The organism is Cellulophaga sp. RHA19 (assembly GCF_002813425.1).
GTDB lineage: Bacteria > Bacteroidota > Bacteroidia > Flavobacteriales > Flavobacteriaceae > Cellulophaga.
On record NZ_PHUL01000001.1, the window covers coordinates 530,195 to 554,152 of the forward strand.

The window sequence follows — 23,958 nt, forward strand, 5'->3', positions numbered from 1 at the left end:
TTAACGTTAAAAAAGTATCTTTGCACTTTTATAATACGCATATGTTTCAAATAGGAAAAACCATAGTATCTGAAGAAATTATAGACAACGATTTTGTCTGTAACTTAACGGCCTGCAAAGGCGCATGTTGTATTGATGGTGATGCAGGTGCACCACTAGAAGACAAAGAGACAGAGATTTTAGTAGATATTTACCAAGATGTAAAACCGTTTTTAAGAGCAGAAGGTATTGCCGCCATTGAGGAGCAAGGTGCTTTTGTAAAAGGTGAAGATGGCGAGTGGGAAACTCCGCTTGTAAATGGTAGCGAGTGTGCTTATGTTGTTTTTTCTGATAACGGAACTGCAAAATGTGGTTTAGAAGATGCTTACAACGAAGGCATTACCAGCTGGAAAAAACCTGTGTCTTGTCACTTATACCCAGTTAGAACAAGAGAATATACAGAGTTTACTGGCGTTAACTACCATAAGTGGGAGATTTGCGACCCAGCTTGCTCTTTAGGAGAAGAGTTAAAGGTTCCTGTTTACAAATTTGTAAAAGAAGCCCTAGTTCGTAAATTTGGAGAAGAGTGGTATAGTGAGCTAGAGTTAGTTGCCCAAGAGTATACTAAGTTAAATAATGGGAATAGTTAATGTAACTTCTGTTCCCATAGCATTGCCTTCTTCATCTACCAGGTCAACAAAAACTACTTTAAAAGAATTTAAATAATCTTTAGAGAAGTTTTTAAGTCGCTCTTTAGTAATATTTATACCTAAGGATTTTCTTTTTAAAACCTTAGCTTCTTTTATTTTTTCTGATGCTGCCCTACCTATACCATTATCTGTAATACTAATAACTACAAACTCTTCATTTTGTTTTGAGATATGAAGGTCAATTTTTTTTAGTCCTTGCTTAGATGATAATCCGTGCCATAAAGCATTTTCTAAAAACGGCTGAAGAATTAATGATGGTATTTTTATTTGGTTTAACTCTACATCCCTATCCACATCTATAGTAAAATCTATTTTATTAGAAAAACGGATGTTTTCAATATGCATATACAAATTAACCGTTTCTAACTCATCCTCTAAAGATATTTCCTTTAAAGAAGATGCTTCAAGTATTTTACGTACTAGTTTAGAAAACTTATTTAGGTAATGTACTGCATTCTTTTTTTCGTTATTAATAATATATAACTTAATAGAGTTTAATGAATTGAATAAAAAATGCGGATTCATTTGACTACGTAGCATTGTTTGCTCCAATGTCAACATTTTTTTATCACTAGTTAATTGGTTTTGCTTGTAAAAAACAAATAAGATCACCGCTAACAACACTAAAGAAATACCTATAATTAGTAAGGTTGCCCTATTTTTCTTTAACTTAAGTTTTACTATTTCATTATCTTTTCTAAGATTTTCTATCTCGTTATTAATTTTTTCGCTCTCGTATCTTAAAATAACATCGTTAGCATAGCGTATATTTCTTGTACTACTAATTTGCTTTTCTAGCTCTATTGCTGTTTTATAATAAGTTAAGGCCTTTGCATGATTACCTTTTAACTGCTCTAACTGAGATAGTCTTTTAGTACCTAAAGCTGTAATTCTTGGTATTCCTTGCTTTTTACCTATTTCTATACTTCTGGTTATATGCTTTTCTGCTTTATCAATAGCATTTAATTGCATATAAGCCCAGCCCACATTAGCCTCTACAAAAGCTATTATAAACTTATCCTTTAACAATTTAGCTTTAGTTAAAGCTGTCAGCAACAAAGCTATTGCTTCCTTAGGTTTGTTTTGTTTTAAATAAATTTGGGCAATACTATTATTGCAAATTATTCTGCCTTTATCAGAATTTACCTGGTTGTTGTATGATAAAGATATTTTATACCTCTCTAAAGCCTCATCTAACTTGCCTTGCTCTTCTAAAGCTTCTCCTATATTTTGGTTATTTATAGCTAAGCCTATCATATTACCTAGCTCTTTTTCTATTTTTAAAGAAGTTTCAAATCTATTTATAGCTAAATTATATTGCTCTAAACTATGATATAGGTTACCTATACTATTTAAAGATACATTTATACTACGTTTTAATTCATCACTAGGTTCCTTTACACTTTCTGCTAGTTCTAGTGCTTGCTGGTTATAATCTAAAGCTGTACGTATAGCATCTATTTTTCTATAATCTACACCTAACATATTTAAACTATAGACTTTAAACTCTAAATCATCTGCCTCCCTAGACGCTTCTAATCCTTTTTTGTGTAACTCTATTGCCTTGCTATATTGAGACAAATTCCTGTAAGCACTACCTAATTGATTGTACCCATAAGCTAACCCAATAAAGTAATTACTTTTTTCTGATTGTTCTGTAAAGTAGCGAAGCAAAAGAGTATCTCTTTTATTGGCTCTTACCACAGTGTTTATTTCATGGTACGACTGAGGTTTTAACAGCACCAAACTATCAATCCTTTTTTTCGCCTTCTCCTGTATGTCTTGGGCTAACAAATTAAAACAACACAAACATATACTGCATACCAAAAGCCTCTGCAGAGCTTGTATAAAAAATAACATTAATTTGTTCTTCAACTTTAAAATCATAGAAAATTAAAGTAAGTCTAAAAAATTAGATTTTTTCTGTCTAGAAACCGGAATTCTATCATCAGATTGCAACACAATGTAACCATCTGTTTTAATAAACTCTTTAACTTTATTAATATTGACTATATATGAGTTATGAACCCTAAAAAAGTTCTCTAAAGTCAGTATTTCTTCAACTTCTTTTAATTTTTTTGTAAGCACAACTTTATTTCCGTCATCCAAGTATAAAGTACTATAGTTACCATCAGATTCTGCATACATAATTTCATCGCTATTTAAAAATATTAGCTTACCATCTGTATTTAATGTTATCCTCTTATTAGATTTGTTAGAGTTAAAACCCACTAACAATTGCTCTAAACGTTCTATAGTACCATTTTTATTACTAAACTTTTTAATTTTAGTTATAGTATCATTTAAATCATCAGTATCTATAGGTTTTAAAAGGTAATCTATAGCTTCATTTTTAAGCGCTTTAATTGCGTATTGGTTATAAGCTGTGGTTATTATAATAGGAAAATCTCTTTCTTTTACTTTTTGCATAAATTGAAACCCATCCATAATAGGCATTTCAATATCTAAAAACACACAATCTGGAGTATTAGCCTCCAAATAATTAAGTGCCTCATAAGGATCTGTAAAAGAAGCAACCACTTTAATTTCGTCACTAAAGTTGGTTAACTCCCAAGTTAAGCTCTGTATGGCTTTTATTTCATCGTCTATTACAACTGCTTCTAACATACTAAAAATTTAAGAGTAGTAAATGTACAATACTATGTTTAAAACAAAATTATTAATGTGTGTTTGGTATGATTTTAAGTATTAATTACCTAAAAATAGGTACAGAACATACAAACTACACAGTTTTTAACGCCATTTATACATTGTTAACCTATAGATTACTAAATGATTATAAATTAGCAGTGTATTAGATGTGAGTAATACAACTATAAAAAGTGAACTAAAAAGGATTACGTTATTATGAAGAAGTGCATTTTCATGTTTAGTCTGTTAGTAATTACAATAGTTATTGCTGCTATAATAGAAAACAGTAAAAAAATAAAAAAAGAACAAGAGACTACTTTAACAGAAACTAATAACAATTTAGATTCTTTAATGGCAAATACAACAAAATAAAAAGTATATATAATTTTATGATACCACCAAACTAAGAGTTTACGATTCTATAGGATGTGTATTAATAAACAGAATACACAACTGCATTATGCAGCCTGTTTTAATTTAAGAGTTAAGTGATTTTTATTGCAAATGATTTAAAGGTTTCGGGGGAACTACCTGAATCATAAAATATTTCATTTTTGTTTTTATTAAAACCGGAATCGTAAAGTTTGGTGCGTCATAAACCGCTACTTCACTAACAAACAACACTTATAAATAATATACTTTTTGGTTTATTTTTTCACTTCGTTTTTCAGTTTTAAAAACTAAAAAAACATATAAATTCTTCAAAGGCAATAAACATCACTAGCGAGCACACATGTCAACAATTGGTGTTAAAAACTTATAACTTAAAACCCATAAAAGCCCTTTACCATGTGGCTACATTTTACAATCTTTGTAGTCCCCCAAGGTTTAAGGATCAATTCTCCTTAAAATTTATAAAACAGTTATAATCCAGATTAAAATTATGTCAACAGCAATAGAACCTATTTTAGAGAAAAACGAAGACAGATTTGTTATTTTTCCTATTAAGCATAACGACTTATGGGATTGGTACAAGAAATGCGAAGCAAGTTTCTGGACAGCTGAAGAAATAGATTTGCATGCAGATCTAGATGATTGGAAGAATAAATTAAATGACGACGAACGTTATTTTATAAAACATATATTAGCATTTTTTGCCGCTTCTGATGGTATTGTAAATGAAAACCTAGCAGAGAACTTTGTTAGCGAAGTACAATATGCAGAAGCAAAATTCTTTTATGGTTTCCAAATTATGATGGAAAACATACACTCTGAAACATATTCTTTATTAATAGACACCTATGTTAAGGATGAAAAAGAAAAAGATGTTTTATTTCATGCTTTAGAAAACTTTCCTGCTATTAGAAAAAAAGCAGATTGGGCTTTAAAATGGATAGAATCTCCTAGTTTTGCCGAGCGTTTAATTGCTTTTGCTGCAGTAGAAGGAATTTTCTTTTCAGGATCTTTCTGTTCTATTTTCTGGCTTAAGAAAAGAGGATTAATGCCAGGACTTACATTCTCTAACGAATTAATTTCTAGAGATGAAGGTATGCACTGTGACTATGCAGTTCACCTACACAACCATCACTTAATAAACAAGGTACCTAAAGCGCGTATTACAGAAATACTTGTAGATGCGTTAGATATAGAAAGAGAGTTTATTACAGAATCTTTACCAGCAAGTTTAATTGGTATGAATTCTAAATTAATGACACAGTATTTAGAGTTTGTAACAGACCGTTTGCTAGTAGAATTAAACTGTGACAAAGTATACAACTCTACTAATCCATTTGACTTTATGGATATGATTTCTCTACAAGGGAAAACAAATTTCTTTGAAAAAAGAGTAGCTGAATACCAAAAATCTGGTGTTGCCAATAACAACGGTGATGAAGATTCTCAGAAAATTAGTTTCGACGCAGATTTTTAAAAATTAGAACCCAATATTTTTTAGAATTTATTTCTAAAAAAAGCATTATAAATAACCAATTTGTTGAGTCCCCCAAGACTTGACCTAACCAACGTATCACTAAAAACAATTGTAGCATGTATGTAGTAAAAAGAGACGGTAGAAAAGAATTAATAATGTTTGACAAGATTACGGCAAGAGTTCGTAAGCTTTGTTATGGCTTAAACGCATTGGTAGACCCCCTTAAGGTTGCTATGCGAGTAATTGAAGGTTTATATGATGGTGTTACCACATCAGAATTAGATAATTTAGCGGCAGAAATTGCAGCTACAATGACAACGACGCATCCAGATTATGCAAAATTAGCTGCACGTATATCTGTATCTAACTTACATAAAAACACTAAAAAATCTTTCTCTGAAGTAATGAAAGATTTATATGAATATGTAAACCCTAGAACAGGTAAAGAAGCTCCTCTTTTATCTGATGAAGTCTTTAAAGTGATACAAGACAACTCAGAAAAATTAGATTCTACAATTATATACAACCGAGATTTTGGCTACGATTATTTTGGATTTAAAACTTTAGAACGTTCTTACCTATTAAAACTTAACGGTAAAATAGCAGAACGCCCACAACATATGTTAATGCGTGTTTCTATTGGTATACATTTAAACGATTTAGATGCTGCAATAGAGACGTATGAACTTATGTCTAAAAAATATTTTACACACGCTACACCTACTCTATTTAATTCTGGTACTCCTAAACCTCAAATGTCTTCATGCTTTTTATTAGCTATGCAAGATGATAGTATAGATGGTATTTATGATACATTAAAGCAAACTGCAAAAATTTCTCAGTCTGCTGGTGGTATTGGCTTATCTATACACAATGTTAGAGCTACAGGATCTTATATTGCAGGTACAAACGGCACATCTAACGGTGTTGTTCCAATGCTACGTGTATATAATGACACAGCACGCTATGTAGATCAAGGAGGAGGAAAACGTAAAGGTAGTTTTGCCGTTTATGTTGAGCCATGGCATGCAGATATTTTTGAATTTCTAGATCTTAAAAAGAACCACGGTAAAGAAGAAATGCGTGCACGTGATCTTTTTTATGCAATGTGGATTCCAGATTTGTTTATGCAAAGAGTAGAGGCCAATGCAGACTGGACACTTATGTGCCCTAATGAATGCCCTGATTTATACAAAAAACACGACAAAGAGTTTGAAGAAGCCTACCTAGCTTTTGAAGCACAAGGTAAAGGAAGAAAAACTATTAAAGCTCGTGAACTTTGGGAAAAAATATTAGAGTCTCAAATAGAGACTGGTACTCCTTATATGCTTTATAAAGATGCCGCAAACCGCAAGAGCAACCAGAAAAACTTAGGAACAATACGTTCTTCTAATTTATGTACCGAGATTATGGAGTACACTGCTCCTGATGAAGTTGCTGTGTGTAACCTTGCCTCTATTGCATTACCAATGTTTGTTAAAAATGGAGAGTTTGACCATAAAGAACTTTTCCGTGTAACTAAACGCGTAACTAAAAACTTAAACACAGTAATAGACCGTAACTACTACCCAGTAGTAGAAGCAGAAAACTCTAACATGCGCCACAGACCAATTGGTTTAGGTGTACAAGGTTTAGCAGATGCATTTATTATGATGCGTATGCCTTTTACAAGTGATGAAGCTAAAAAGTTAAATCAAGAAATTTTTGAAACACTTTACTTTGCTGCAGTTACTGCATCTATGGAGTTAGCTAAAGAAGAAGGCACATATTCTAGTTACGAAGGTTCTCCAATTTCTCAAGGAGATTTTCAACATAACTTATGGGGTATTAAAGATGATGAATTATCTGGCCGTTGGGACTGGGGAAAATTACGTAAAAGCGTTATGAAAAACGGAGTTAGAAACTCTCTTTTAGTTGCTCCAATGCCAACAGCTTCTACATCTCAGATTTTAGGAAACAATGAGTGTTTTGAGCCATATACATCTAACATTTATACTCGTAGAGTATTGTCTGGCGAGTTTATTGTTGTTAACAAACACTTACTAGAAGATTTAGTACAATTAGGCCTTTGGAACGAAAGCCTTAAACAAGAGCTTATGCGTGCTAACGGATCTATACAACATATAGATATTATTCCGCAAGACATAAAGGAGCTATACAAAACAGTTTGGGAATTAAGTATGAAAGACATTATAGACATGTCTAGACACCGTGGATATTTTATTGACCAAAGTCAGTCTCTAAACTTGTTTATGGAAAATGCAAACTACTCTAAGTTAACATCTATGCACTTTTACGCATGGAAGAGCGGACTTAAAACAGGTATGTATTACTTAAGAACTAAAGCTGCTGCAGATGCAATTAAATTTACAGTAGACAATAGCAAGAAAAAAGAAACTCTTGCTAAAGAAGTAGCTAAACCAGAACTAGCAGCTGTTGCCGCTCCTGTAGCTGCACCTAAAGCGGCTCCTACTGAATTAAAAGTAAACCCTACACCTGCAGATACAGATGTAGAACCAATGAGTGCTGCAGAAATGAAAGCTCTTATAGAACAAGCTAAAGCTGGCCAAGCAGATGACGATTGTTTAATGTGCGGGTCATAACAATATAAACGCTTTATGAACACCTCTCGTTATGGGCGAGAAAAAACTAACCTCAACTATGTCCTTCCCCTTAAAACGGCACAGATTGAGGTTTTTTAGTGTCAAATAAATACGTATTTACAAAATAAAAAGCATCATTAAATACTACTAAAATAGTAGATTTAATGATGCTTTAATATCTAAACACAAAAGCCAAGCGTATAGCTAATGCTATTCTTTTCTTAATCTAGGTCTAATAATTGTAGAATACACTAATGCAGATGCATACACAATTAATAAAATAAAATAATTCTCCATAGTAGTATGTATTTTATAAGGAAAAAGTAAACTACCCATTGTCCTTATATTATTTTTACGTTATGAAAATACGAAAAGTTTACATACAACCAAATAAAAGAGCACTTAATCGATACGTTTTAGCATAATTTAACTTTTACACACATTTTTTGACAAAGAAAAAAGCAATAAAAAAAGCTACACCAATTAGGCATAGCTTTTATTTACTTATCATTTAATACTGATTTACAAAAACAAATCTACTTCTTTATAAGCATCTATAACTGCACGCTCACCAACTTTATTTGGCTTAGAGTTACCATGTTCCATACCTAAAATACCAGTATATTTTTTATCATAAATAAACTTAAAAACATTTTTATAGTTTATTTCACCTGTAGTAGGCTCTTTTCTTCCTGGGTTATCACCAATTTGTATATAGGCAATCTCATCCCAACTTGCCTCCATATTAGGAATTAAGTTACCCTCTTGTATTTGTTGATGATAAATATCAAATAGAATTTTACAAGATGGCGAATCTACAGCCTTACATATTTCATACGCCTGTGGCGACTCTGACAAAAACAATCCTGGATGATCTCTAAAATTTAAAGGTTCCAGTACCATAATTATCCCGTGAGGCTCTAAAATAGCAGACGCTTGCTTTAAAGACTCAACTACGTGTGCAGTTTGGTAACCCATAGACAACCTTAAATCTACGTGCCCAGGAACAACTGTAACCCACTTGGCATTAACGCGCTTAGCAACCTCTACAGAGCTCTTAATCTCAGATAAAAACTTATTTCTAAGAACTAAATCCCCTGACGCCAAACTTGGTTTCTTCCAAGAAATTTCATGAGCTACAAAAACACCCATATCTAAATTTAAGCGCTGCATAGTCTTAGCTAACTTTTTTTGTGTAACTACATCTCTACTAAGCATGGTATTATCCTCTAAAGCCGTAAAACCCTCATCTGCCATAAAACGCAACTGATCCTCTAAGCTTTTGGCGTGATTAGAAAACATTCCAAAATGAGGTGCATAGTTTAAATTAAATTTATGCTTTGCCTCTGTATTTTTTAAAGAAGCATACCCATAAGCACCACTTAGCGATATTGCACCTGTAGTTAATGCCGATTTTTGTATAAAACTTCTTCTTTTCATTCTTACTATTTCCTAATTATAGAGCCCAAGCTTTTCCGCCTGTAAACTCATCAACAGTTCCACAAGGAATATATTTACCCGGAATAGGATCAAAAGCTAAAAAGTTCTTAGCAATCTCCTCAGTAACTTTAAAGCCATGAATAGTCCATCCTCTTAGCTCGTGCGCAAAAGCAATAGCTCCAGAATTAAGATCTAACTCCGCAACCTCTCCGTTAGCGATAGCTTTATTGTAATTTTGCATAGCCTTATCCTGAGCCTCTATTTGTGTTTCGGACAGCTTTAAACAACCAGCCAAAGTTTTCTCTAACTCTTCTGCCGTAACATCTGTAACAGCATCCTTACCTGCATTACTTTTAGCTAGGCTTAAAAAATTAGCCATTTTTGCTTTAAACAAGGCTTTTTCCTCCTTTGTATTAGATATATTAATATACTGATCTACAAACATATGCACACCTGCCTCTGAAGCAGAAGGAGAATCTGTTTTTGGCAGTATAATATCCATAAGAGTTACTACAACACCACCTTCTTCTACTGAAAAGAATTCTGGAGTAAAAGCAACACCTTTATCATTTTTACAGCTTTGTACAATACTAATTAAGGTTGGCGTAGCTACAACATAGCCTAATGACAAACCTAAGTTCTTAAGTGCTAATCTTCTATTCATTATAATAATCCTTTTTTAAGTTGTTCTGCAGCATGGTTAGCCGCTCTTGCTGTAAAAGCCATATATGTTAACGATGGGTTAACACATGAAGCAGAGGTCATAAAAGAACCATCTGTAACATAAACATTTGGCACAGCATGTACTTGGTTATACTTGTTTAATACCGATGTTTTTGGATCATGCCCCATACGAGCAGTACCCATCTCGTGAATACCTAAGCCTAGAGCACCTATATTATCATATACATTAACATCTCTTAATCCTGCAGATTTTAACATAGCAGCAGCTTGCTCTTTTATATCTTCTCGCATTTTAAGCTCGTTCTCTTTAAACTCAGCATCAAAAGTAATAGTTGGTAATCCCCAATCATCCAATTTATTATAATCTAAGGTAAATCTATTATCCTCGTAAGGTAAAACTTCACCAAAGCCCATAATACCCATTGTCCAACCTCCTGGCTTTAAAACAGCGTCTTTTAAATCTTTACCGTAAGCGGTTTCCGCAATAACTTCTTGCCAATTACCTCTAGTTGCACCACCCTGGTAACCATAACCTCTTAAAAATTCTTTACGATCTGTATCACCTCCTAAATTCCTAAACCTTGGAATATACACACCATTAGCTTTTCTTCCTTTATAGTATTTATCTTCAAAACCATCAAACTTACCATTAGCTCCACAACCTAAGTGATGATCCATAATGTTTCTTCCTAATTGATCTGATTCGTTCCCCATACCATTAGGAAAAGTATCAGACTTAGACTGCATTAGTATAGATGTAGATGCTATAGCAGAAGCACATAAGAAAATCACTTTAGCCTTAAACTCAATTTTTTCTTTTGTTAATCTATCTATAACTTTAACTCCTGTCGCTTTTTTTGTTTTTTCATCATAAATAACCTCGTAAACTATAGAGTCTGGTCTAAGTGTTAAGTTACCGGTAGCCTCTGCAGTTGGCAAAGTAGATGAGTTACTACTAAAGTAAGCTCCAAAAGGACATCCTCTACTACAACGGTTACGATATTGACATTTAGATCTTCCGTCTCCTGCAAATTTTTTATCACTGGTAATGTGGGCAACTCTACCAGCGGTAACAACACGACCGTCAAAATTTTCGGCTACGCTTTCTTTTAATTTTTCTTCTACACAATTAAGTGGCATCATTGGCTCAAACTTACTATCTGGTAACTGAGGCAATCCTAAACTTTCTCCAGAGACACCAATAAATGTTTCTACCTTATCATACCATGGGGCAATATCTTTATAGCGAACAGGCCAATCTACACCATGACCATCATTCTTATTTGCTTCAAAATCTATATCACTCCAACGGTAACTATGCCTACCCCACATTATAGATCTACCACCAACGTGGTAACCACGCATCCAATCAAAACGTTTTGTTTCATTATAAGGGTGTTTTAAATCATTAACAAACCAATGCTTAGTATCTGCATTTGTAGTGTAACCTGTTCTAGACTGCTTTAACTGCTTTGCTTTTTCTTCAGGAGAAATAGCTCCGTTGTTTGGCAAATCCCAAGATTCTTTAAAAGCAGTAGTGTAATCATCTCTATGTGTTACCATTCTACCCCTTTCTAATATTAAAGTCTTTAAACCAGCTTCACATAATTCTTTAGCAGCCCATCCTCCACTTATACCAGTTCCTACAACAATAGCATCATAAGACTCTTGTTCTTCGTTATAATAAAATTTGCCCATTCTTTGCGTTGTTTATTTGATAATTTTCTCAAATATAAAATAAATTTTCTACATTTAAACCCTGTAAATATTGAGGGTAACGTACTATAACGTTATAGTTGATGTAAATTCCTAAAAATTAAATATCTAAAAAATGAAAGTTAAAAACCTAGTTAGCCAGAGTGTAAAATACCCATTAATTTTACTTGTTTTCTGTTTTGCATCTTGTAAGGATGCGCCTAAAAAAACTGAAGACATAAAAGAAGAAGTTGCTGCCACAACTACAGACGTGCAAAAACCTTTTTTTAAATTGTCTTTAGCACAATGGTCTTTACATAAACAAGTTTTTGATGGCGGTAATCCTTATGATTTTGCTGAAAAAGCAAATAAATTAGGTTTTACTGGCTTAGAATACGTGAGTGCTCTTTACAATGATGTTAAAGAAGCTAATTATTCTGATGAAGCAATGGCTGAATTTGTAGCAAAATCTAATGAAGCTGCAAAAAAACACGGAATGACAAATGTTTTAATAATGATAGATGGTCAAGGAAACCTTGCCCTAGCAGATGCTGATGAACGTAAAAAAGCTGTTGAAAGTCATTACAAATGGGTTATAGCAGCTGCAGAAATGGGTTGCCACGCTATACGTGTAAACTTAGCAGGTGCTACTGAAGAAAAAGAATGGATAGCTAGTTCTGTAGATGGACTGAAACAACTTGGAACTTTTGCCAAAGAACACAACATAAACGTAATTGTAGAAAACCACGGTGGCTTATCATCTAATGGTAAATTACTTTCTGAAGTAATGAGCCTGGTAAATATGGATAACGTTGGTACACTACCAGACTTTGGTAACTTTTGTATTAAAAAGTCTGAAGAAGGTTGCGAAGAAATGTACGATAATTACAAAGGAGTAACAGAACTAATGCCTTATGCTAAAGCAGTTAGTGCAAAGTCTTATAATTTTGATGCTAATGGCAACGAAACTAAAATAGATTATGCTAAAATGCTACAAATTGTTAAAGATGCTGGCTACACTGGTTTTATTGGTGTTGAGTATGAAGGTGATGAAAAAGGTGAAGAAGAAGGAATTATTGCAACTAGAGATTTATTAGTTAATGCATCAAAAAATCTAAAATAAAAACATTTTAAAAGATATTTTTATGAGTAAAAAAATTAGACTAGGAATACTAGGCGGTGGCGGAGATTCATTAATTGGTGTTTTACACAGAGTTGCTTCTTTTATTAATGACAATTACCAAATTACTGGTGCTGTTTTTAATCCAGATTTTAATGCAAGTGTTAGTTTTGCCAAACAAATTGACATTCCTACTAACAGAATATATAAAGATTTTGACACTCTTGTTGAAGAGGAATTAAAGTTACCTGAAGAAGAAAGAATACAGGTTTGCTCTATTTTAACTCCAAACTTTTTACATTTTCCTATGGCTAAAAAGTTATTAGAAAATGGATTTAATGTTATTTGTGAAAAACCAATGACAACTACCTATGAGGAGGCTAAAATTTTACAAGCTACTTTAGAAAAAGCAGGTACCATTTTTGCCGTAACACATACGTATACTGGTTACCCAATGGTACGTCAAATGCGAGAAATGATTAAAGCTGGCGCTATAGGAGATATTCAAAAAGTAGATGCACAATATTACCAAGGATGGATAAACCCAATTATTCATGAAAAAGATAAAAGATCTTCTACTTGGCGTTTAGACCCTGAAAAATCTGGCATTAGCTGTTGTATGGGCGATATAGGAGTACATGCTTTTAATATGATTGAGTACACAACTGGAATGCAAATAAAATCTTTGTTAGCAGATTTAAATTATTTGTATGATGACAATAAAATGGATATTGACGGCACCGCTTTAATTCGTTTTAACAGCAACGCTAAAGGCATTATAAGGTCTAGCCAAATAGCAACAGGTGAAGAAAACGGACTTACCATTAGAATATACGGAAATAAAGGCGGTTTAAAATGGGAGCAAGAAAACCCTAATTACTTGTATGTTATGAGTGATGACAAGCCTGTACAAATTTACAAACCTGGACACGCTTATAATTCGGACTTATCTTTAGATGGCACAAAATTACCTCCAGGACATCCAGAAGGTATTTTTGATGCAATGGCAAATATTTACTTAGGTGTTGCCAGAGCAGTTAGAGGAGAAAAGTATAACGATGGCGAGTTCCCAACAATGTTAGATGGTGTACGTGGCCTTAACTTTATACAAGGTAGTGTAACATCACATCAAAAAGGAAATGTTTGGATAGATTTAGATTAATTTACTTACCATACATAAAACAAAAACCACACTTTAATGTGTGGTTTTTTTGTGCTTATTTTTTTATGATTTTTTAAAAAACTTTTTCAAACTCTTCACAAACCACAATCATACTATCCGTAGGTTGCTTTTTAAACTCCGCCAACTCTCTCTTATAATAATCTACGTGTGTGGTTTTCCAGTATTTTAAACTTTTATCTCCCTCACCTTCTTTTTGCGCATAATTTTCATCAATACTAAACAAAGGTTTTAACTTTACAGCTGTAGTACGCACAATGCATTTTGCTTGTCCTTCCCAATCTGTAACAATTCTAAAATCTCCAATTTTTGGCAAACGCTCTTTACGCAGTTGCAATCCTAAAAGCGAGTGTGTTGTTGCTTTTTTTATCCCTTTTTCTACTAATAAAACACATTCATTAGCATCTTTTTCATTATCACAAAAATGCTCTACTTTAGGGTCTTCTACAAAAGCATCTTCTAAATGCTTATCTAAATAATCTCCCCATAAACTCTTAGCTGACCTATTGTTTTCCACAGATATAGATTTATATTTTTATTCTAATATAGATTTTATGTTGTTCATCGCACAAAACCACTCAATTCGTATAAAAAGAGACCACAAATCATTTACAAATTATTATATTTATGACTTGGGTTATTCTTAGTTATAACCTTAAGAGTTAAACGTTAAATATAGCATTAAATTACATAATACAAACACATAAAATGAAGACAATTAAAGGTCCATCGGTTTTTTTAGCACAATTTATAGACAGTAAAGCACCATTTAATTCTTTAGAAGGACTATGCAAATGGGCGGCTGACCTTGGCTATAAGGGAATACAAATTCCTACTTGGGAAACTTTTTTAATAGATTTAGATAAAGCAGCAGATAGTCAAGAATATTGTGATGAGCTAAAAGCAAAAGTTAACTCTTACGGCCTAGAGATTGCAGAACTATCTACTCATTTACAAGGACAGTTGGTTGCTGTACACCCAGCTTATGACGTTATGTTTGATGGTTTTGCACCAGAACACTTAAGAGGCAACCCAAAGGCAAGAACAGAATGGGCAATAGAAACCGTTAAAAAAGCAGGTACCGCAAGCAGAAGATTAGGTATTAAATCCCACGCTACTTTTTCTGGTTCTTTACTATGGCATACAATGCACCCTTGGCCACAAAGACCTCCTGGTTTAGTGGAGCTTGGTTTTGAAGAACTAGCTACCAGATGGCTACCAATTTTAGATCATTTTGACAAGGAAGATGTAGATGTTTGTTATGAAATTCACCCAGGGGAAGATCTTCACGATGGTGATACTTTTGAACGCTTTTTAGAAGCTACTGGCAATCATAAACGTGTAAATATATTGTATGACCCTAGTCATTTTGTACTGCAACAATTAGATTATATTGCCTTTATAGATCATTACCACCCATACATAAAATCTTTTCACGTAAAAGATTCTGAATTTAATCCTACAGGAAAAAAAGGCGCTTTTGGAGGTTATAACGACTGGAAAGATAGAGCTGGAAGATACCGTTCTTTAGGAGATGGCCAAATAGATTTTAAAACCATTTTCTCTAAACTTACCCAATACGGATGTGATGTTTGGGCTACTATGGAATGGGAATGCTGTATTAAAAGCCCAGAGCAAGGCGCAACCGAAGGTGCAAAATTTATACAAGATCACATAATTGAAGCTACAGAAAAAACTTTTGATGATTTTGCCAAAACTGGCACCGATAAAGAAATGCTAAAAAAAATGCTTGGCATTTAATAAACAACAATTACTACTTATGAAAAAGACATTACTAATAGTTTGCCTATCCGCTTTAGCCTTTAGCTGTAAAGACAAAGCCCCTAAAGAAACTAAAGAAGCAGAAGCTACTGCAGAAAACACTATTAAAGAAGAACCTAAAGAAAATGAATGGACGGTTTTGTTTGATGGTAGCAACCTAGATAATTTAAAGTTATACGGAAACAACAATGCCATAGAAAACTGGAAGATAGAAGATGACGCTTTGGTTTTTTACCCACCCACAGATCGTCCAAAAGACACTTATTATAACCTTGTAACAAAAGAAAAGTACACAAACTTTGTCTTGTCTATAGATTGGAAAATTTCTGAAGGCGGTAACAGTGGTATTTTTTGGGGAATTAAAGATGATGGCACGTACGGACAGCCTTACGAAACTGGCTTAGAAGTACAAGTGTTAGATAATAAAAACCACCCTGACGCAAAAAACGGAACAGATCGCCAAGCTGGTGCGCTGTATGATATGGTTGCACCAAGTAAAGATGCTACAAAACCTGTTGGAGAGTGGAATACTGCCGTTATTACAATAAACCACAAAACAAACAAAGGCAGCTCTGTTTTAAACGGAGTTACTGTTGCTGAGTTTCCTTTAAATGGTAAGGACTGGGATAATCTATTAAAAAACTCAAAATTTAATGGCTGGGATGGTTTTGCTAAATACAAAACAGGAAAAATAGGTGTACAAGATCACGGAAATATTGTCTCTTACAGAAATATAAAAATTAAAGAACTAGATTAAGAATGAAAAAGATTTTACTATCCGTATTAGGCATAGCATTGTTGTTTTCTTGTCAAGAAAAAGTGACTAACAAAACTACAGAAGCTCCTAAAGAAGAAGATTATATTGTATATGAAGAATACAGCGGCACAGAACCTACAAAACCTGAAGAAACAGAACTATACAAGCCAGTTCCGCCAACAGTTACTCCAGCAAAAAATAACGCAGCCCCTAGCGACGCTATTGTTCTTTTTAGCGGTGCAAATTTAGACGAATGGACCAACGCAGATGGCAATCAAACAGCTCCATGGGATGTTGATAAAGAAGGTGGTTTTTTTACTGTAAAAGACAAGTCTGGAGATATTAAAACAAAAAAAGAATTTGGGAGTATACAGCTACATATAGAATGGAGATCACCTGCTGAAGTTTTAAGAGATGGACAAAACCGTGCAAATAGTGGTGTATTTCTTCAAGATAGGTATGAGATTCAAGTACTAGATAATAATGATAATGATACTTATGTAAACGGACAAGTAGGGTCTATTTACAAACAACATATTCCGCTTGCAAAAGCATCTGTACCAACAGGAGAATGGAATACTTACGATGTTGTTTATCATGAACCAGAATTTAATAAAGAAGGCAAAAAAATAAAGTCTGGAACATTAACTCTTTTACACAACGGAATTCTTGTTTTAGACCATGTAGAAATTAAAGGAACTACACCTTATATTGGATGGCCTAAAAACGAAGCTCACGGCAAAGCTCCAATAAGACTGCAAGACCATGGTGATAACAGCAGAGTTAGCTACAGCAACATTTGGGTAAGAGAATTATAATTTTTATTGCAAATGAATAAAAAATTTTAAGTTAAAGTTCTGTCTAAATATATAGACAGAACTTTTCTTTTAAAAACTAATCAATAGTACATAAAACGTTGCATTCACAACAAAAAAAGCTTTAAAAACAACCTCTTAGCCTCAACTAGTATAGTTTAATTATATTTGCATAAAATTTACAATATATGATTCAGTCCATGACCGGATTTGGAAAACACGTAGTGCAACTTCCATCAAAGAAAATTACCATTGAAATTAAATCTTTAAACAGTAAAAGTTTAGATTTAAATGCACGTATGCCTTCTGCATACAGAGAGAAAGAGCTGGAGTTACGTAAAACTATTGCTAACGGTTTACAAAGAGGTAAAATAGACTTCAATTTATATATTGAAAGTACCGGAGCAGACACATCTGCACAAATAAACGAAAGTGTTGTAAAACAATACATGCAACAACTAAAAGCTATTGCTGAAGGTGATGATGTAAAACTTTTAGAAATGGCATTGCGCCTACCTGACGCAATGAAAACAGAGCGTGAAGAAATTGATGCTGAAGAATATAAAGCTATACAAAATACACTTATAGAAGCTCTAAAAGAAATTAATGTATTTAGAACCGAAGAAGGTGCTGTTTTAGAGCAAGATTTTAAACAACGCATATCTTCTTTAGAAAACTTATTAGAACAGGTTATTGCTATAGATCCTGATAGACAAGCAGCTGTACGTGAACGTCTGGACAAAGCTGTTTCTGATTTAAAAACTGAAGTAGACCAAAACAGGTTTGAACAAGAACTTATTTACTATTTAGAAAAATACGATATCACTGAAGAAAAAGTACGCTTAGCAAACCACTTGGCATACTTTACTACAACCATAAACTCTGACGATTCTAACGGAAAAAAATTAGGTTTCATTTCTCAAGAAATAGGAAGAGAAATTAATACAATTGGCTCTAAAGCTAATTATGCACCAATGCAACAGTTAGTAGTGCAAATGAAAGACGAACTAGAGAAGATTAAAGAACAAATGCTAAATGTTTTATAATGAAAGGCGGTAAACTTATCATATTTTCAGCACCATCTGGCAGCGGAAAAACTACTATTGTAAGACACTTATTAGGTAAAGAAAATTTAAATTTAGCATTTTCTGTTTCTGCTACATCTAGACCAAAAAGAGGTAAAGAAAAAGACGGAGAACACTACTATTTTTTATCGTTATCAGAATTTAAAAACCACATTAAAAACGATGACTTTTTAGAGTGGGAAGAAGTTTATAGAGATAACTTTTATGGAACTTTAAAAACCGAAGTAGAGCGTTTATGGGCAGAAGGCAAAAACGTAATTTTTGATATTGATGTTGTAGGAGGCTTAAGAATTAAAAAGAAGTTTCCAGAACAAACATTAGCTGTTTTTGTGAAGCCACCAAGTATTGATGAGCTAAAAATTAGACTAAAAAAACGCAGTACAGAAAGTGATGATAAAATAAATATGCGAATTGCTAAAGCATCTGTAGAGCTAGCAACTGCACCGCAATTTGATACTGTTATTAAAAATTATGATTTAGATACTGCTTTAGCTGAAGCAGAAAAATTGGTTGCAGATTTTATTAGCAAGCCAAACTCATAAAAAAAAGTTTCATATGAAAAAAGTAGGGTTATATTTTGGAACCTTTAACCCAATACACCTAGGGCATTTAGTTATTGCAAACCACTTGGTAGAATTTACAGATTTAGACGAGGTTTGGTTTGTAATAACACCACAAAGTCCGTTTAAAACAAAGCAATCTTTATTAGATAACAATCACAGATACCAAATGGTTTTAGAAGCAACAGAGGAGTACCCTAAGCTTAAACCATCTAATATAGAGTTTAATCTACCACAACCCAATTACACGGTACACACTTTAGCTCACTTGCTAGAGAAGTACCCAACTGGTTATGATTTTTCATTAATTATGGGAGAAGACAATTTAAAAAGTCTTCACAAATGGAAAAACTACGAGGTAATTTTAGAAAATCATGATATATATGTATACCCTAGAGTTTCTAGCGGTACTGTAGATCATCAATTTAAAAATAATCCTAAAATTAAAATGGTTACTGATGCGCCAATTATGGAAATCTCATCTACATTTATTCGTAAAAACCATAGATTAGGAAAAAACATAACTCCATTGCTACCTGCAGCTGTATTTAAATATATGGATGAAATGAATTTTTATAGGTAAGTACTAGTTTAAATGCACACTTCTATACTCATTAACCATTGCAATAAACTCTAACTCCAATTTTAAAGGAGAACCGTCTGCTGCAATATTAGGGTGGTCTTCACCATAGTCAAAATCATTATTAGCTATACGCAATTTTAGACTAGTTAACCCCATTAATATATTTCCTAAGTGAGTAGTAAAATTAGTAACAACAGGCATTGGCTTACCAAACTCTTTTACAATTAAGTCTTGATTTTCTTTTAAACCCTCTAGAGCAACGTAAGCAGCTCTAAGCTCTTTTATTTTAAGATTAATAACAGTAAAGTCCAATGTTAAAAGCCCATCTACATCTCTACCTCCAATTTCATTTAAGATAGTTTCTGTAGCATTTATAGCAGTAAATAGGTTGTACTGCACAACCAATTCTTGTTCTTTAAACTTTTCTTTTTCATAGTTCTCTACACTGTCCTGTAGCCTATAAAAGACAATGGACATATCATCAAAAGTAGAAAAGTAATTTCTGTAAGCCTCTAGTAATTTTATATGTAATTTTTTTCCCTTATTTACATCTACTTTTTCTACAATACCTTTTTTATAATACGCATCTAACTCTATTATGGTATTATATAAAATCTCTGCTGTTTTATATACCAAAAGCATATTTGCATCTACTTTTTTTATTGCAGGAGTGTGTACAATAGTAGATTTTAACAAGTCTAATTGATCTATAGGTAAACCTATTTTACTTTTTAAATTAGTAGTAATTTTTGGTTCGCTTTGGTTTACCCAGCTTAAGTAATTAGCATAGGATTTACGAACCTTATCATCATAGGTATTAAAAAACTCTATGTAATTATTATACTTAATTACAAAATCTGCAGAGTTATAAGAATCTTCAATAGTTGCAAGTTTTTCCTCTCTTTCGTCAGAAGAAAAAGGCTCTAAAGAATTAGTAACCGTTTTTAATTCCTTGTCATCTTCCTCTTGCTTTACGTTTTTGCAACTTACCACTACAAAAGCAATTAGACATGTATGTACAAGGTGTTTTATCATTTCTTATTTTTAATGAGGTGCAAAAATAAACAAAGTTATTGCGTTAACTATCACGGCTTACCGTGATAATTTGCATTTGTTATCAACAATTCACAATTACATTAACTTTTCTCTAACAAATAAGCTATTTTACATTTATTATCTTGTGATCCTAACAAACTCCTAATGAAAAAAATACTCTTATTATGCGTAGCTGCTACTCTTTTTTCTGCTACCAGCATAAATGCTCAAAAAAAGAAAAAATCCAAAAAAGGCAAAGCCGAACAAACAACTCCCCTACAAAAATCCAAAAAGGGAGACATTAAAAACTATAGTCAAGTTGTAACTAAAGATGCCATAACCGACGAAGGCTTATTTAAAGTACATAAAGTAGATAAAAAGTATCTGTATGAAATACCATTTAGTAAGCTAAATAAAGATATGTTATGGGTTACAAGAATTGCAAAAATACCTACGGGCTTAGGCGGCGGGTATATGAATGCAGGTTCTAAAACCAACGAACAAATGGTTAACTGGACGCGTTTTCAGGATAAAATTTTATTAAAATCTAAATCCTACAGCAATGTAGCAGATAGCACAAAAGCAATTAGCGCATCTGTAAAAGTTAACAATTACGAACCTACTCTGTTTGCTTTTGACATTGAAGCTTTTAGCACAGATTCTACCAGCGTAGTTATAGATGTAACCTCGTTATTTAGCACAGACGTACCAGCAATAAGTGGTTTATCTAGTAGGTTAAGAAAAACTTACAAGGTAAAAAGATTAGATCCAAAACGTAGTTTTATAAACATCGTTAAGAGTTTTCCTGAAAACATAGAGGTTAAGCAAGATTTTACCTTTAACGCATCTGAACCATCTACTTTAAGATCTACAGAATCTATTAGTTTACAAGTAAATCAATCTATGATTTTACTTCCAGAGCAACCAATGCAACCACGTATCTCTGATCCTAGAGTTGGTTATTTTACTGTTAGCCAATATGATTTTGGCAGCGATGAATTAAAGGCAGATGAAAAAACATATATTCGTCGTTGGAGATTAGTGCCTAAAGATCCTAAAGCATATGCAAGAGGCGAATTAGTAGAACCAGTAAAGCCTATAGTTTATTATTTAGACCCAGGAACTCCTGAAAACCTGAAAGAATATATAAAACAAGGTATTGAAGATTGGCAAAAACCATTTGAAACAGCTGGATTTAAAAATGCAATAATTGCGCGTGATGCTCCTACCGCTGAAGAAGATCCAGAATTTAGCCCAGAAGACATTCGATATTCTATGATACGCTATGTAGCTAGCACAACAAGAAATGCTGTTGGACCAAGCGTATCTGACCCTAGAAGTGGAGAAATTATAGAAAGTGACATTATCTGGTACCACAACCACTTGCGTAGTTACAGAAACAGATATTTATTAGAAACTGGAGCGGCTAACCCAAGCGCAAGAACATTAAAAACAGAGCCTAAAGAAATAGGTGATATGATGCGCATGGTTATTGCCCATGAAGTTGGTCACGCTTTAGGATTCCCTCATAACATGGCCGCTAGTTACGCGTACCCTGTAGACTCCCTACGTAATGGCGAGTTTACACAAAAAAATGGTATTGCTGCTAGTATTATGGATTATGCTCGCTACAACTATATAGCACAACCTGGTGATAAAAACATTAGATTTATTAGACAAATGGGACCTTATGACCATTATGTTACAAACTGGGGCTATCGTTATTTAGCATCTGAATCACCAGAAGCAGAAATACCTACATTGAATAAATGGATCTTAGAAAAAGCAGATGACCCAATTTATAGGTACGGCAGACAGTCTAGTCGCTTTGATCCACAATCACAAACTGAAGGATTAGGAGATGACCCTGTTAAAGCAAGCACATACGGAGTTAAAAATCTAAAGTATGTAGCAAAAAATCTTAGCAGTTGGACATCAGACAAAACAAATAATTACGATGACTTAGAAGAGTTATACGGAGAATTATTAGGTGTTTATAGTAGATACGCAGGTCATGTAGTTACTAACATTGGTGGTGTTTTTGAAAACTTAAAAACTCCAAAACAAAGTGGCTCTGTATACACAGTTTTAAGTAAAGCAAAGCAAAAAGAATCTATGAAATGGTTACAAGATAATGTGTTTAGCACACAACCTTGGTTAGTAGACAAGACCATTTTACAAAATATAGACCACGCTGGCTACCCAGAAAATTTACGTAAAGTACAAGCCAGACACTTAAACAGTATTTTAAGTGCAGATCGCATTGGCAGATTGTTAGATGCAGAAACAACAAATAAAACGTATTACAGCGCCTTAGAAATGTTAAGTGATCTACGCAAAGGTATTTGGAAAGAAGCCTACACAGGTAGAAGCGCAGATATTTACCGTAGAAATTTACAACGCACCTATGTAGAACGTATGCAAACACTACTAACAGCTAAAAACGGTAGAGGTTCTAGTTTTGATGTAACCACTTCCGATGTTAGCTCTTTAGTTAGAGGAGAACTAAGAACATTACGTTCTAAATTAAAACTTGCTAAAAACGGAAATATAAACACCGTAACTCGCTACCATTATGAAGATGTAATTGCTAAAATAGACCAAGCATTAGATCCAAAATAAATAGAGTTTTAAAAAATAAAAAAGGGCAATCTGTTTAGATTGCCCTTTTCTCTTTTACAACACAAAAGCTTATTTTTTGGTAAGCACATCTGTACCTAAAAGCTTGTCTTCTTTATTAGTATACCAAGCTCTAATAGCCGGCATACGCACACCGTTTATAATTTCAGAATTGCTTAACACAATATACTCTCCATCATTCTTAGACTCATCGTGATAAAACTGATACCTTTCCATATCTAAAGACTTAGGGTCAAAATAGAAATACCACGTATCCTTACCAACTTCTTTATCATAAGTAGCTTTTATAACTTTATACCATTTTTGATTAATTTTTTTAGAGTAAATTTTAGGATCTATTATGGTACCTTTATCTTTTAGCTTCATTGGCAAACCATACAGATAGGTATAATAATTTCTCATAAAAAGTGCTCGCTCTTTAGTAAACTTAAACGTTTTTTGTTCGTCGGCATTTCTTATTTCTTTGTCATAAATAAAAAAACTAACACTATCATTTACAATTTTAGTAGTACGCTTTTTCCCATCTACTTTATTAGACAAAATAAAAGTACTCTTAGGTATATCTATATGAATATCCGTAACTCTATCTTCTTTATTTGGCGTACTCATAGTTACCACTAAATCTCCCTTAAAGGTTGGCCAATTATTATTAGGGTCGTGACGAGAAATTACTTTTTCTAAAAAATCCAAAGCACTTTCTTCTTGTGCTTTTAAAGTTGTTAAACAACTAACAAATAGCATTATTACAAGGAAACTATTTTTCATAAA

General features: G+C 33.2%; 22 protein-coding genes. 13 read left to right on the top strand and 9 right to left on the bottom strand.

The window, feature by feature from the left end:
* Positions 1-41: 41 nt before the first annotated feature.
* Positions 42-629: a DUF3109 family protein gene (locus AX016_RS02305; RefSeq protein WP_100894073.1), complete on the top strand. Its 588-nt coding sequence runs from the start codon at positions 42-44 to the stop codon at positions 627-629.
* Here AX016_RS02305 and AX016_RS02310 read toward each other — a convergent pair.
* The gene (locus tag AX016_RS02310; protein ID WP_232732585.1) at positions 609-2,393 is read right to left on the bottom strand and encodes a tetratricopeptide repeat-containing sensor histidine kinase; all 1,785 of its coding nucleotides are present in this window, start codon (positions 2,391-2,393) and stop codon (positions 609-611) included. The genes AX016_RS02305 and AX016_RS02310 overlap by 21 nt on opposite strands.
* 189 nt (positions 2,394-2,582) lie before the next feature.
* Complete coding sequence (locus AX016_RS02315; protein WP_100894075.1) at positions 2,583-3,317, bottom strand: LytR/AlgR family response regulator transcription factor; 735 nt, start codon at positions 3,315-3,317, stop codon at positions 2,583-2,585.
* A 240-nt stretch (positions 3,318-3,557) separates the two neighbouring features.
* On the opposite strand from AX016_RS02315, the gene AX016_RS17175 reads away from it, so the two are divergent.
* From AX016_RS17175 to AX016_RS02325, 3 genes are all read left to right on the top strand, one after another.
* Positions 3,558-3,713, top strand: coding sequence for a hypothetical protein (locus tag AX016_RS17175; RefSeq protein WP_157811063.1), 156 nt, complete (start codon positions 3,558-3,560; stop codon positions 3,711-3,713).
* A gap of 511 nt (positions 3,714-4,224) precedes the next feature.
* Positions 4,225-5,211, top strand: a complete 987-nt coding sequence (locus AX016_RS02320) for a ribonucleotide-diphosphate reductase subunit beta (RefSeq protein WP_100894076.1) — start codon at positions 4,225-4,227, stop codon at positions 5,209-5,211.
* A gap of 116 nt (positions 5,212-5,327) precedes the next feature.
* Positions 5,328-7,814, top strand: coding sequence for a ribonucleoside-diphosphate reductase subunit alpha (locus AX016_RS02325; RefSeq protein WP_100894077.1), 2,487 nt, complete (start codon positions 5,328-5,330; stop codon positions 7,812-7,814).
* Between the two features lie 210 nt (positions 7,815-8,024).
* On the opposite strand, the gene AX016_RS17380 is transcribed toward AX016_RS02325, so the two are convergent.
* The 4 genes from AX016_RS17380 to AX016_RS02340 all read right to left on the bottom strand — a co-directional run bounded on the left by AX016_RS17380 (position 8,025) and on the right by AX016_RS02340 (position 11,636).
* Positions 8,025-8,150, bottom strand: coding sequence for a hypothetical protein (locus AX016_RS17380; RefSeq protein ID WP_286141895.1), 126 nt, complete (start codon positions 8,148-8,150; stop codon positions 8,025-8,027).
* 186 nt (positions 8,151-8,336) lie between these two features.
* The gene (locus tag AX016_RS02330) at positions 8,337-9,254 is read right to left on the bottom strand and encodes a hydroxypyruvate isomerase family protein (protein ID WP_100894078.1); all 918 of its coding nucleotides are present in this window, start codon (positions 9,252-9,254) and stop codon (positions 8,337-8,339) included.
* Between the two features lie 16 nt (positions 9,255-9,270).
* Positions 9,271-9,918 carry a gluconate 2-dehydrogenase subunit 3 family protein gene (locus tag AX016_RS02335; protein WP_100894079.1) on the bottom strand — a complete coding sequence of 216 codons (648 nt, stop codon included), beginning with the start codon at positions 9,916-9,918 and terminating at the stop codon, positions 9,271-9,273.
* Entirely contained in the window at positions 9,918-11,636 is a 1,719-nt protein-coding gene (locus AX016_RS02340) for a GMC oxidoreductase (protein ID WP_100894080.1), read from the bottom strand. Before AX016_RS02340 ends, AX016_RS02335 begins: the two co-directional genes overlap by 1 nt.
* 133 nt (positions 11,637-11,769) lie before the next feature.
* Between AX016_RS02340 and AX016_RS02345 the strand changes: the two genes are divergently transcribed.
* Together AX016_RS02345 and AX016_RS02350 are read left to right on the top strand one after the other, a co-directional pair.
* A complete protein-coding gene (locus AX016_RS02345; protein WP_100894081.1) occupies positions 11,770-12,756 on the top strand; it encodes a sugar phosphate isomerase/epimerase family protein in 987 nt (328 codons plus the stop codon).
* Between the two features lie 22 nt (positions 12,757-12,778).
* Positions 12,779-13,915 (top strand): Gfo/Idh/MocA family protein, encoded by a 1,137-nt coding sequence (locus AX016_RS02350; protein WP_100894082.1) that lies wholly within the window; start codon positions 12,779-12,781, stop codon positions 13,913-13,915.
* Between the two features lie 73 nt (positions 13,916-13,988).
* Here the strand turns inward: AX016_RS02350 and AX016_RS02355 are convergent, their stop codons facing one another.
* Entirely contained in the window at positions 13,989-14,450 is a 462-nt protein-coding gene (locus AX016_RS02355) for an ASCH domain-containing protein (RefSeq protein WP_100894083.1), read from the bottom strand.
* A gap of 191 nt (positions 14,451-14,641) precedes the next feature.
* Between AX016_RS02355 and AX016_RS02360 the strand changes: the two genes are divergently transcribed.
* The 6 genes from AX016_RS02360 (at position 14,642) to nadD (ending at position 19,515) form a co-directional block, all read left to right on the top strand.
* Positions 14,642-15,694: a sugar phosphate isomerase/epimerase family protein gene (locus AX016_RS02360; RefSeq protein ID WP_100894084.1), complete on the top strand. Its 1,053-nt coding sequence runs from the start codon at positions 14,642-14,644 to the stop codon at positions 15,692-15,694.
* Between the two features lie 19 nt (positions 15,695-15,713).
* The gene (locus AX016_RS02365) at positions 15,714-16,472 is read left to right on the top strand and encodes a 3-keto-disaccharide hydrolase (RefSeq protein ID WP_100894085.1); all 759 of its coding nucleotides are present in this window, start codon (positions 15,714-15,716) and stop codon (positions 16,470-16,472) included.
* A gap of 2 nt (positions 16,473-16,474) precedes the next feature.
* A complete protein-coding gene (locus AX016_RS02370; protein ID WP_100894086.1) occupies positions 16,475-17,290 on the top strand; it encodes a 3-keto-disaccharide hydrolase in 816 nt (271 codons plus the stop codon).
* 185 nt (positions 17,291-17,475) lie between these two features.
* Positions 17,476-18,333, top strand: coding sequence for a YicC/YloC family endoribonuclease (locus AX016_RS02375; protein WP_100894087.1), 858 nt, complete (start codon positions 17,476-17,478; stop codon positions 18,331-18,333).
* Positions 18,333-18,914, top strand: a complete 582-nt coding sequence (gene gmk, locus AX016_RS02380; protein ID WP_100894088.1) for a guanylate kinase — start codon at positions 18,333-18,335, stop codon at positions 18,912-18,914. The genes AX016_RS02375 and gmk overlap by 1 nt, the downstream gene beginning before the upstream one ends.
* A 13-nt stretch (positions 18,915-18,927) precedes the next feature.
* A complete protein-coding gene (nadD, locus tag AX016_RS02385; RefSeq protein WP_100894089.1) occupies positions 18,928-19,515 on the top strand; it encodes a nicotinate (nicotinamide) nucleotide adenylyltransferase in 588 nt (195 codons plus the stop codon).
* A 3-nt stretch (positions 19,516-19,518) separates the two neighbouring features.
* On the opposite strand, the gene AX016_RS02390 is transcribed toward nadD, so the two are convergent.
* Positions 19,519-20,550 carry a YiiG family protein gene (locus AX016_RS02390; protein WP_100894090.1) on the bottom strand — a complete coding sequence of 344 codons (1,032 nt, stop codon included), beginning with the start codon at positions 20,548-20,550 and terminating at the stop codon, positions 19,519-19,521.
* 165 nt (positions 20,551-20,715) lie between these two features.
* On the opposite strand from AX016_RS02390, the gene AX016_RS02395 reads away from it, so the two are divergent.
* Positions 20,716-23,172 (top strand): zinc-dependent metalloprotease, encoded by a 2,457-nt coding sequence (locus AX016_RS02395; protein ID WP_100894091.1) that lies wholly within the window; start codon positions 20,716-20,718, stop codon positions 23,170-23,172.
* Positions 23,173-23,241: 69 nt separating this feature from the next.
* Here AX016_RS02395 and AX016_RS02400 read toward each other — a convergent pair whose 3' ends face one another.
* A complete protein-coding gene (locus AX016_RS02400) occupies positions 23,242-23,955 on the bottom strand; it encodes a DUF6503 family protein (RefSeq protein ID WP_100894092.1) in 714 nt (237 codons plus the stop codon).
* Positions 23,956-23,958 lie beyond the last annotated feature (3 nt).

Bases quoted from the DNA above. Each gene is read 5' to 3' on its own strand.
- AX016_RS17175 (WP_157811063.1), top strand. From the start codon at position 3,558: ATGAAGAAGTGCATTTTCATGTTTAGTCTGTTAGTAATTACAATAGTT.
- AX016_RS02395 (WP_100894091.1), top strand. From the start codon at position 20,716: ATGAAAAAAATACTCTTATTATGCGTAGCTGCTACTCTTTTTTCTGCT.
- AX016_RS02325 (WP_100894077.1), top strand. From the start codon at position 5,328: ATGTATGTAGTAAAAAGAGACGGTAGAAAAGAATTAATAATGTTTGAC.
- nadD (WP_100894089.1), top strand. From the start codon at position 18,928: ATGAAAAAAGTAGGGTTATATTTTGGAACCTTTAACCCAATACACCTA.
- AX016_RS02400 (WP_100894092.1), bottom strand. From the start codon at position 23,955: ATGAAAAATAGTTTCCTTGTAATAATGCTATTTGTTAGTTGTTTAACA.
- AX016_RS02350 (WP_100894082.1), top strand. From the start codon at position 12,779: ATGAGTAAAAAAATTAGACTAGGAATACTAGGCGGTGGCGGAGATTCA.
- AX016_RS02360 (WP_100894084.1), top strand. From the start codon at position 14,642: ATGAAGACAATTAAAGGTCCATCGGTTTTTTTAGCACAATTTATAGAC.
- gmk (WP_100894088.1), top strand. From the start codon at position 18,333: ATGAAAGGCGGTAAACTTATCATATTTTCAGCACCATCTGGCAGCGGA.
- AX016_RS02390 (WP_100894090.1), bottom strand. From the start codon at position 20,550: ATGATAAAACACCTTGTACATACATGTCTAATTGCTTTTGTAGTGGTA.
- AX016_RS02315 (WP_100894075.1), bottom strand. From the start codon at position 3,317: ATGTTAGAAGCAGTTGTAATAGACGATGAAATAAAAGCCATACAGAGC.
- AX016_RS02375 (WP_100894087.1), top strand. From the start codon at position 17,476: ATGATTCAGTCCATGACCGGATTTGGAAAACACGTAGTGCAACTTCCA.
- AX016_RS02335 (WP_100894079.1), bottom strand. From the start codon at position 9,918: ATGAATAGAAGATTAGCACTTAAGAACTTAGGTTTGTCATTAGGCTAT.
- AX016_RS02330 (WP_100894078.1), bottom strand. From the start codon at position 9,254: ATGAAAAGAAGAAGTTTTATACAAAAATCGGCATTAACTACAGGTGCA.
- AX016_RS02345 (WP_100894081.1), top strand. From the start codon at position 11,770: ATGAAAGTTAAAAACCTAGTTAGCCAGAGTGTAAAATACCCATTAATT.
- AX016_RS02305 (WP_100894073.1), top strand. From the start codon at position 42: ATGTTTCAAATAGGAAAAACCATAGTATCTGAAGAAATTATAGACAAC.
- AX016_RS17380 (WP_286141895.1), bottom strand. From the start codon at position 8,150: ATGGGTAGTTTACTTTTTCCTTATAAAATACATACTACTATGGAGAAT.
- AX016_RS02320 (WP_100894076.1), top strand. From the start codon at position 4,225: ATGTCAACAGCAATAGAACCTATTTTAGAGAAAAACGAAGACAGATTT.
- AX016_RS02365 (WP_100894085.1), top strand. From the start codon at position 15,714: ATGAAAAAGACATTACTAATAGTTTGCCTATCCGCTTTAGCCTTTAGC.
- AX016_RS02370 (WP_100894086.1), top strand. From the start codon at position 16,475: ATGAAAAAGATTTTACTATCCGTATTAGGCATAGCATTGTTGTTTTCT.
- AX016_RS02340 (WP_100894080.1), bottom strand. From the start codon at position 11,636: ATGGGCAAATTTTATTATAACGAAGAACAAGAGTCTTATGATGCTATT.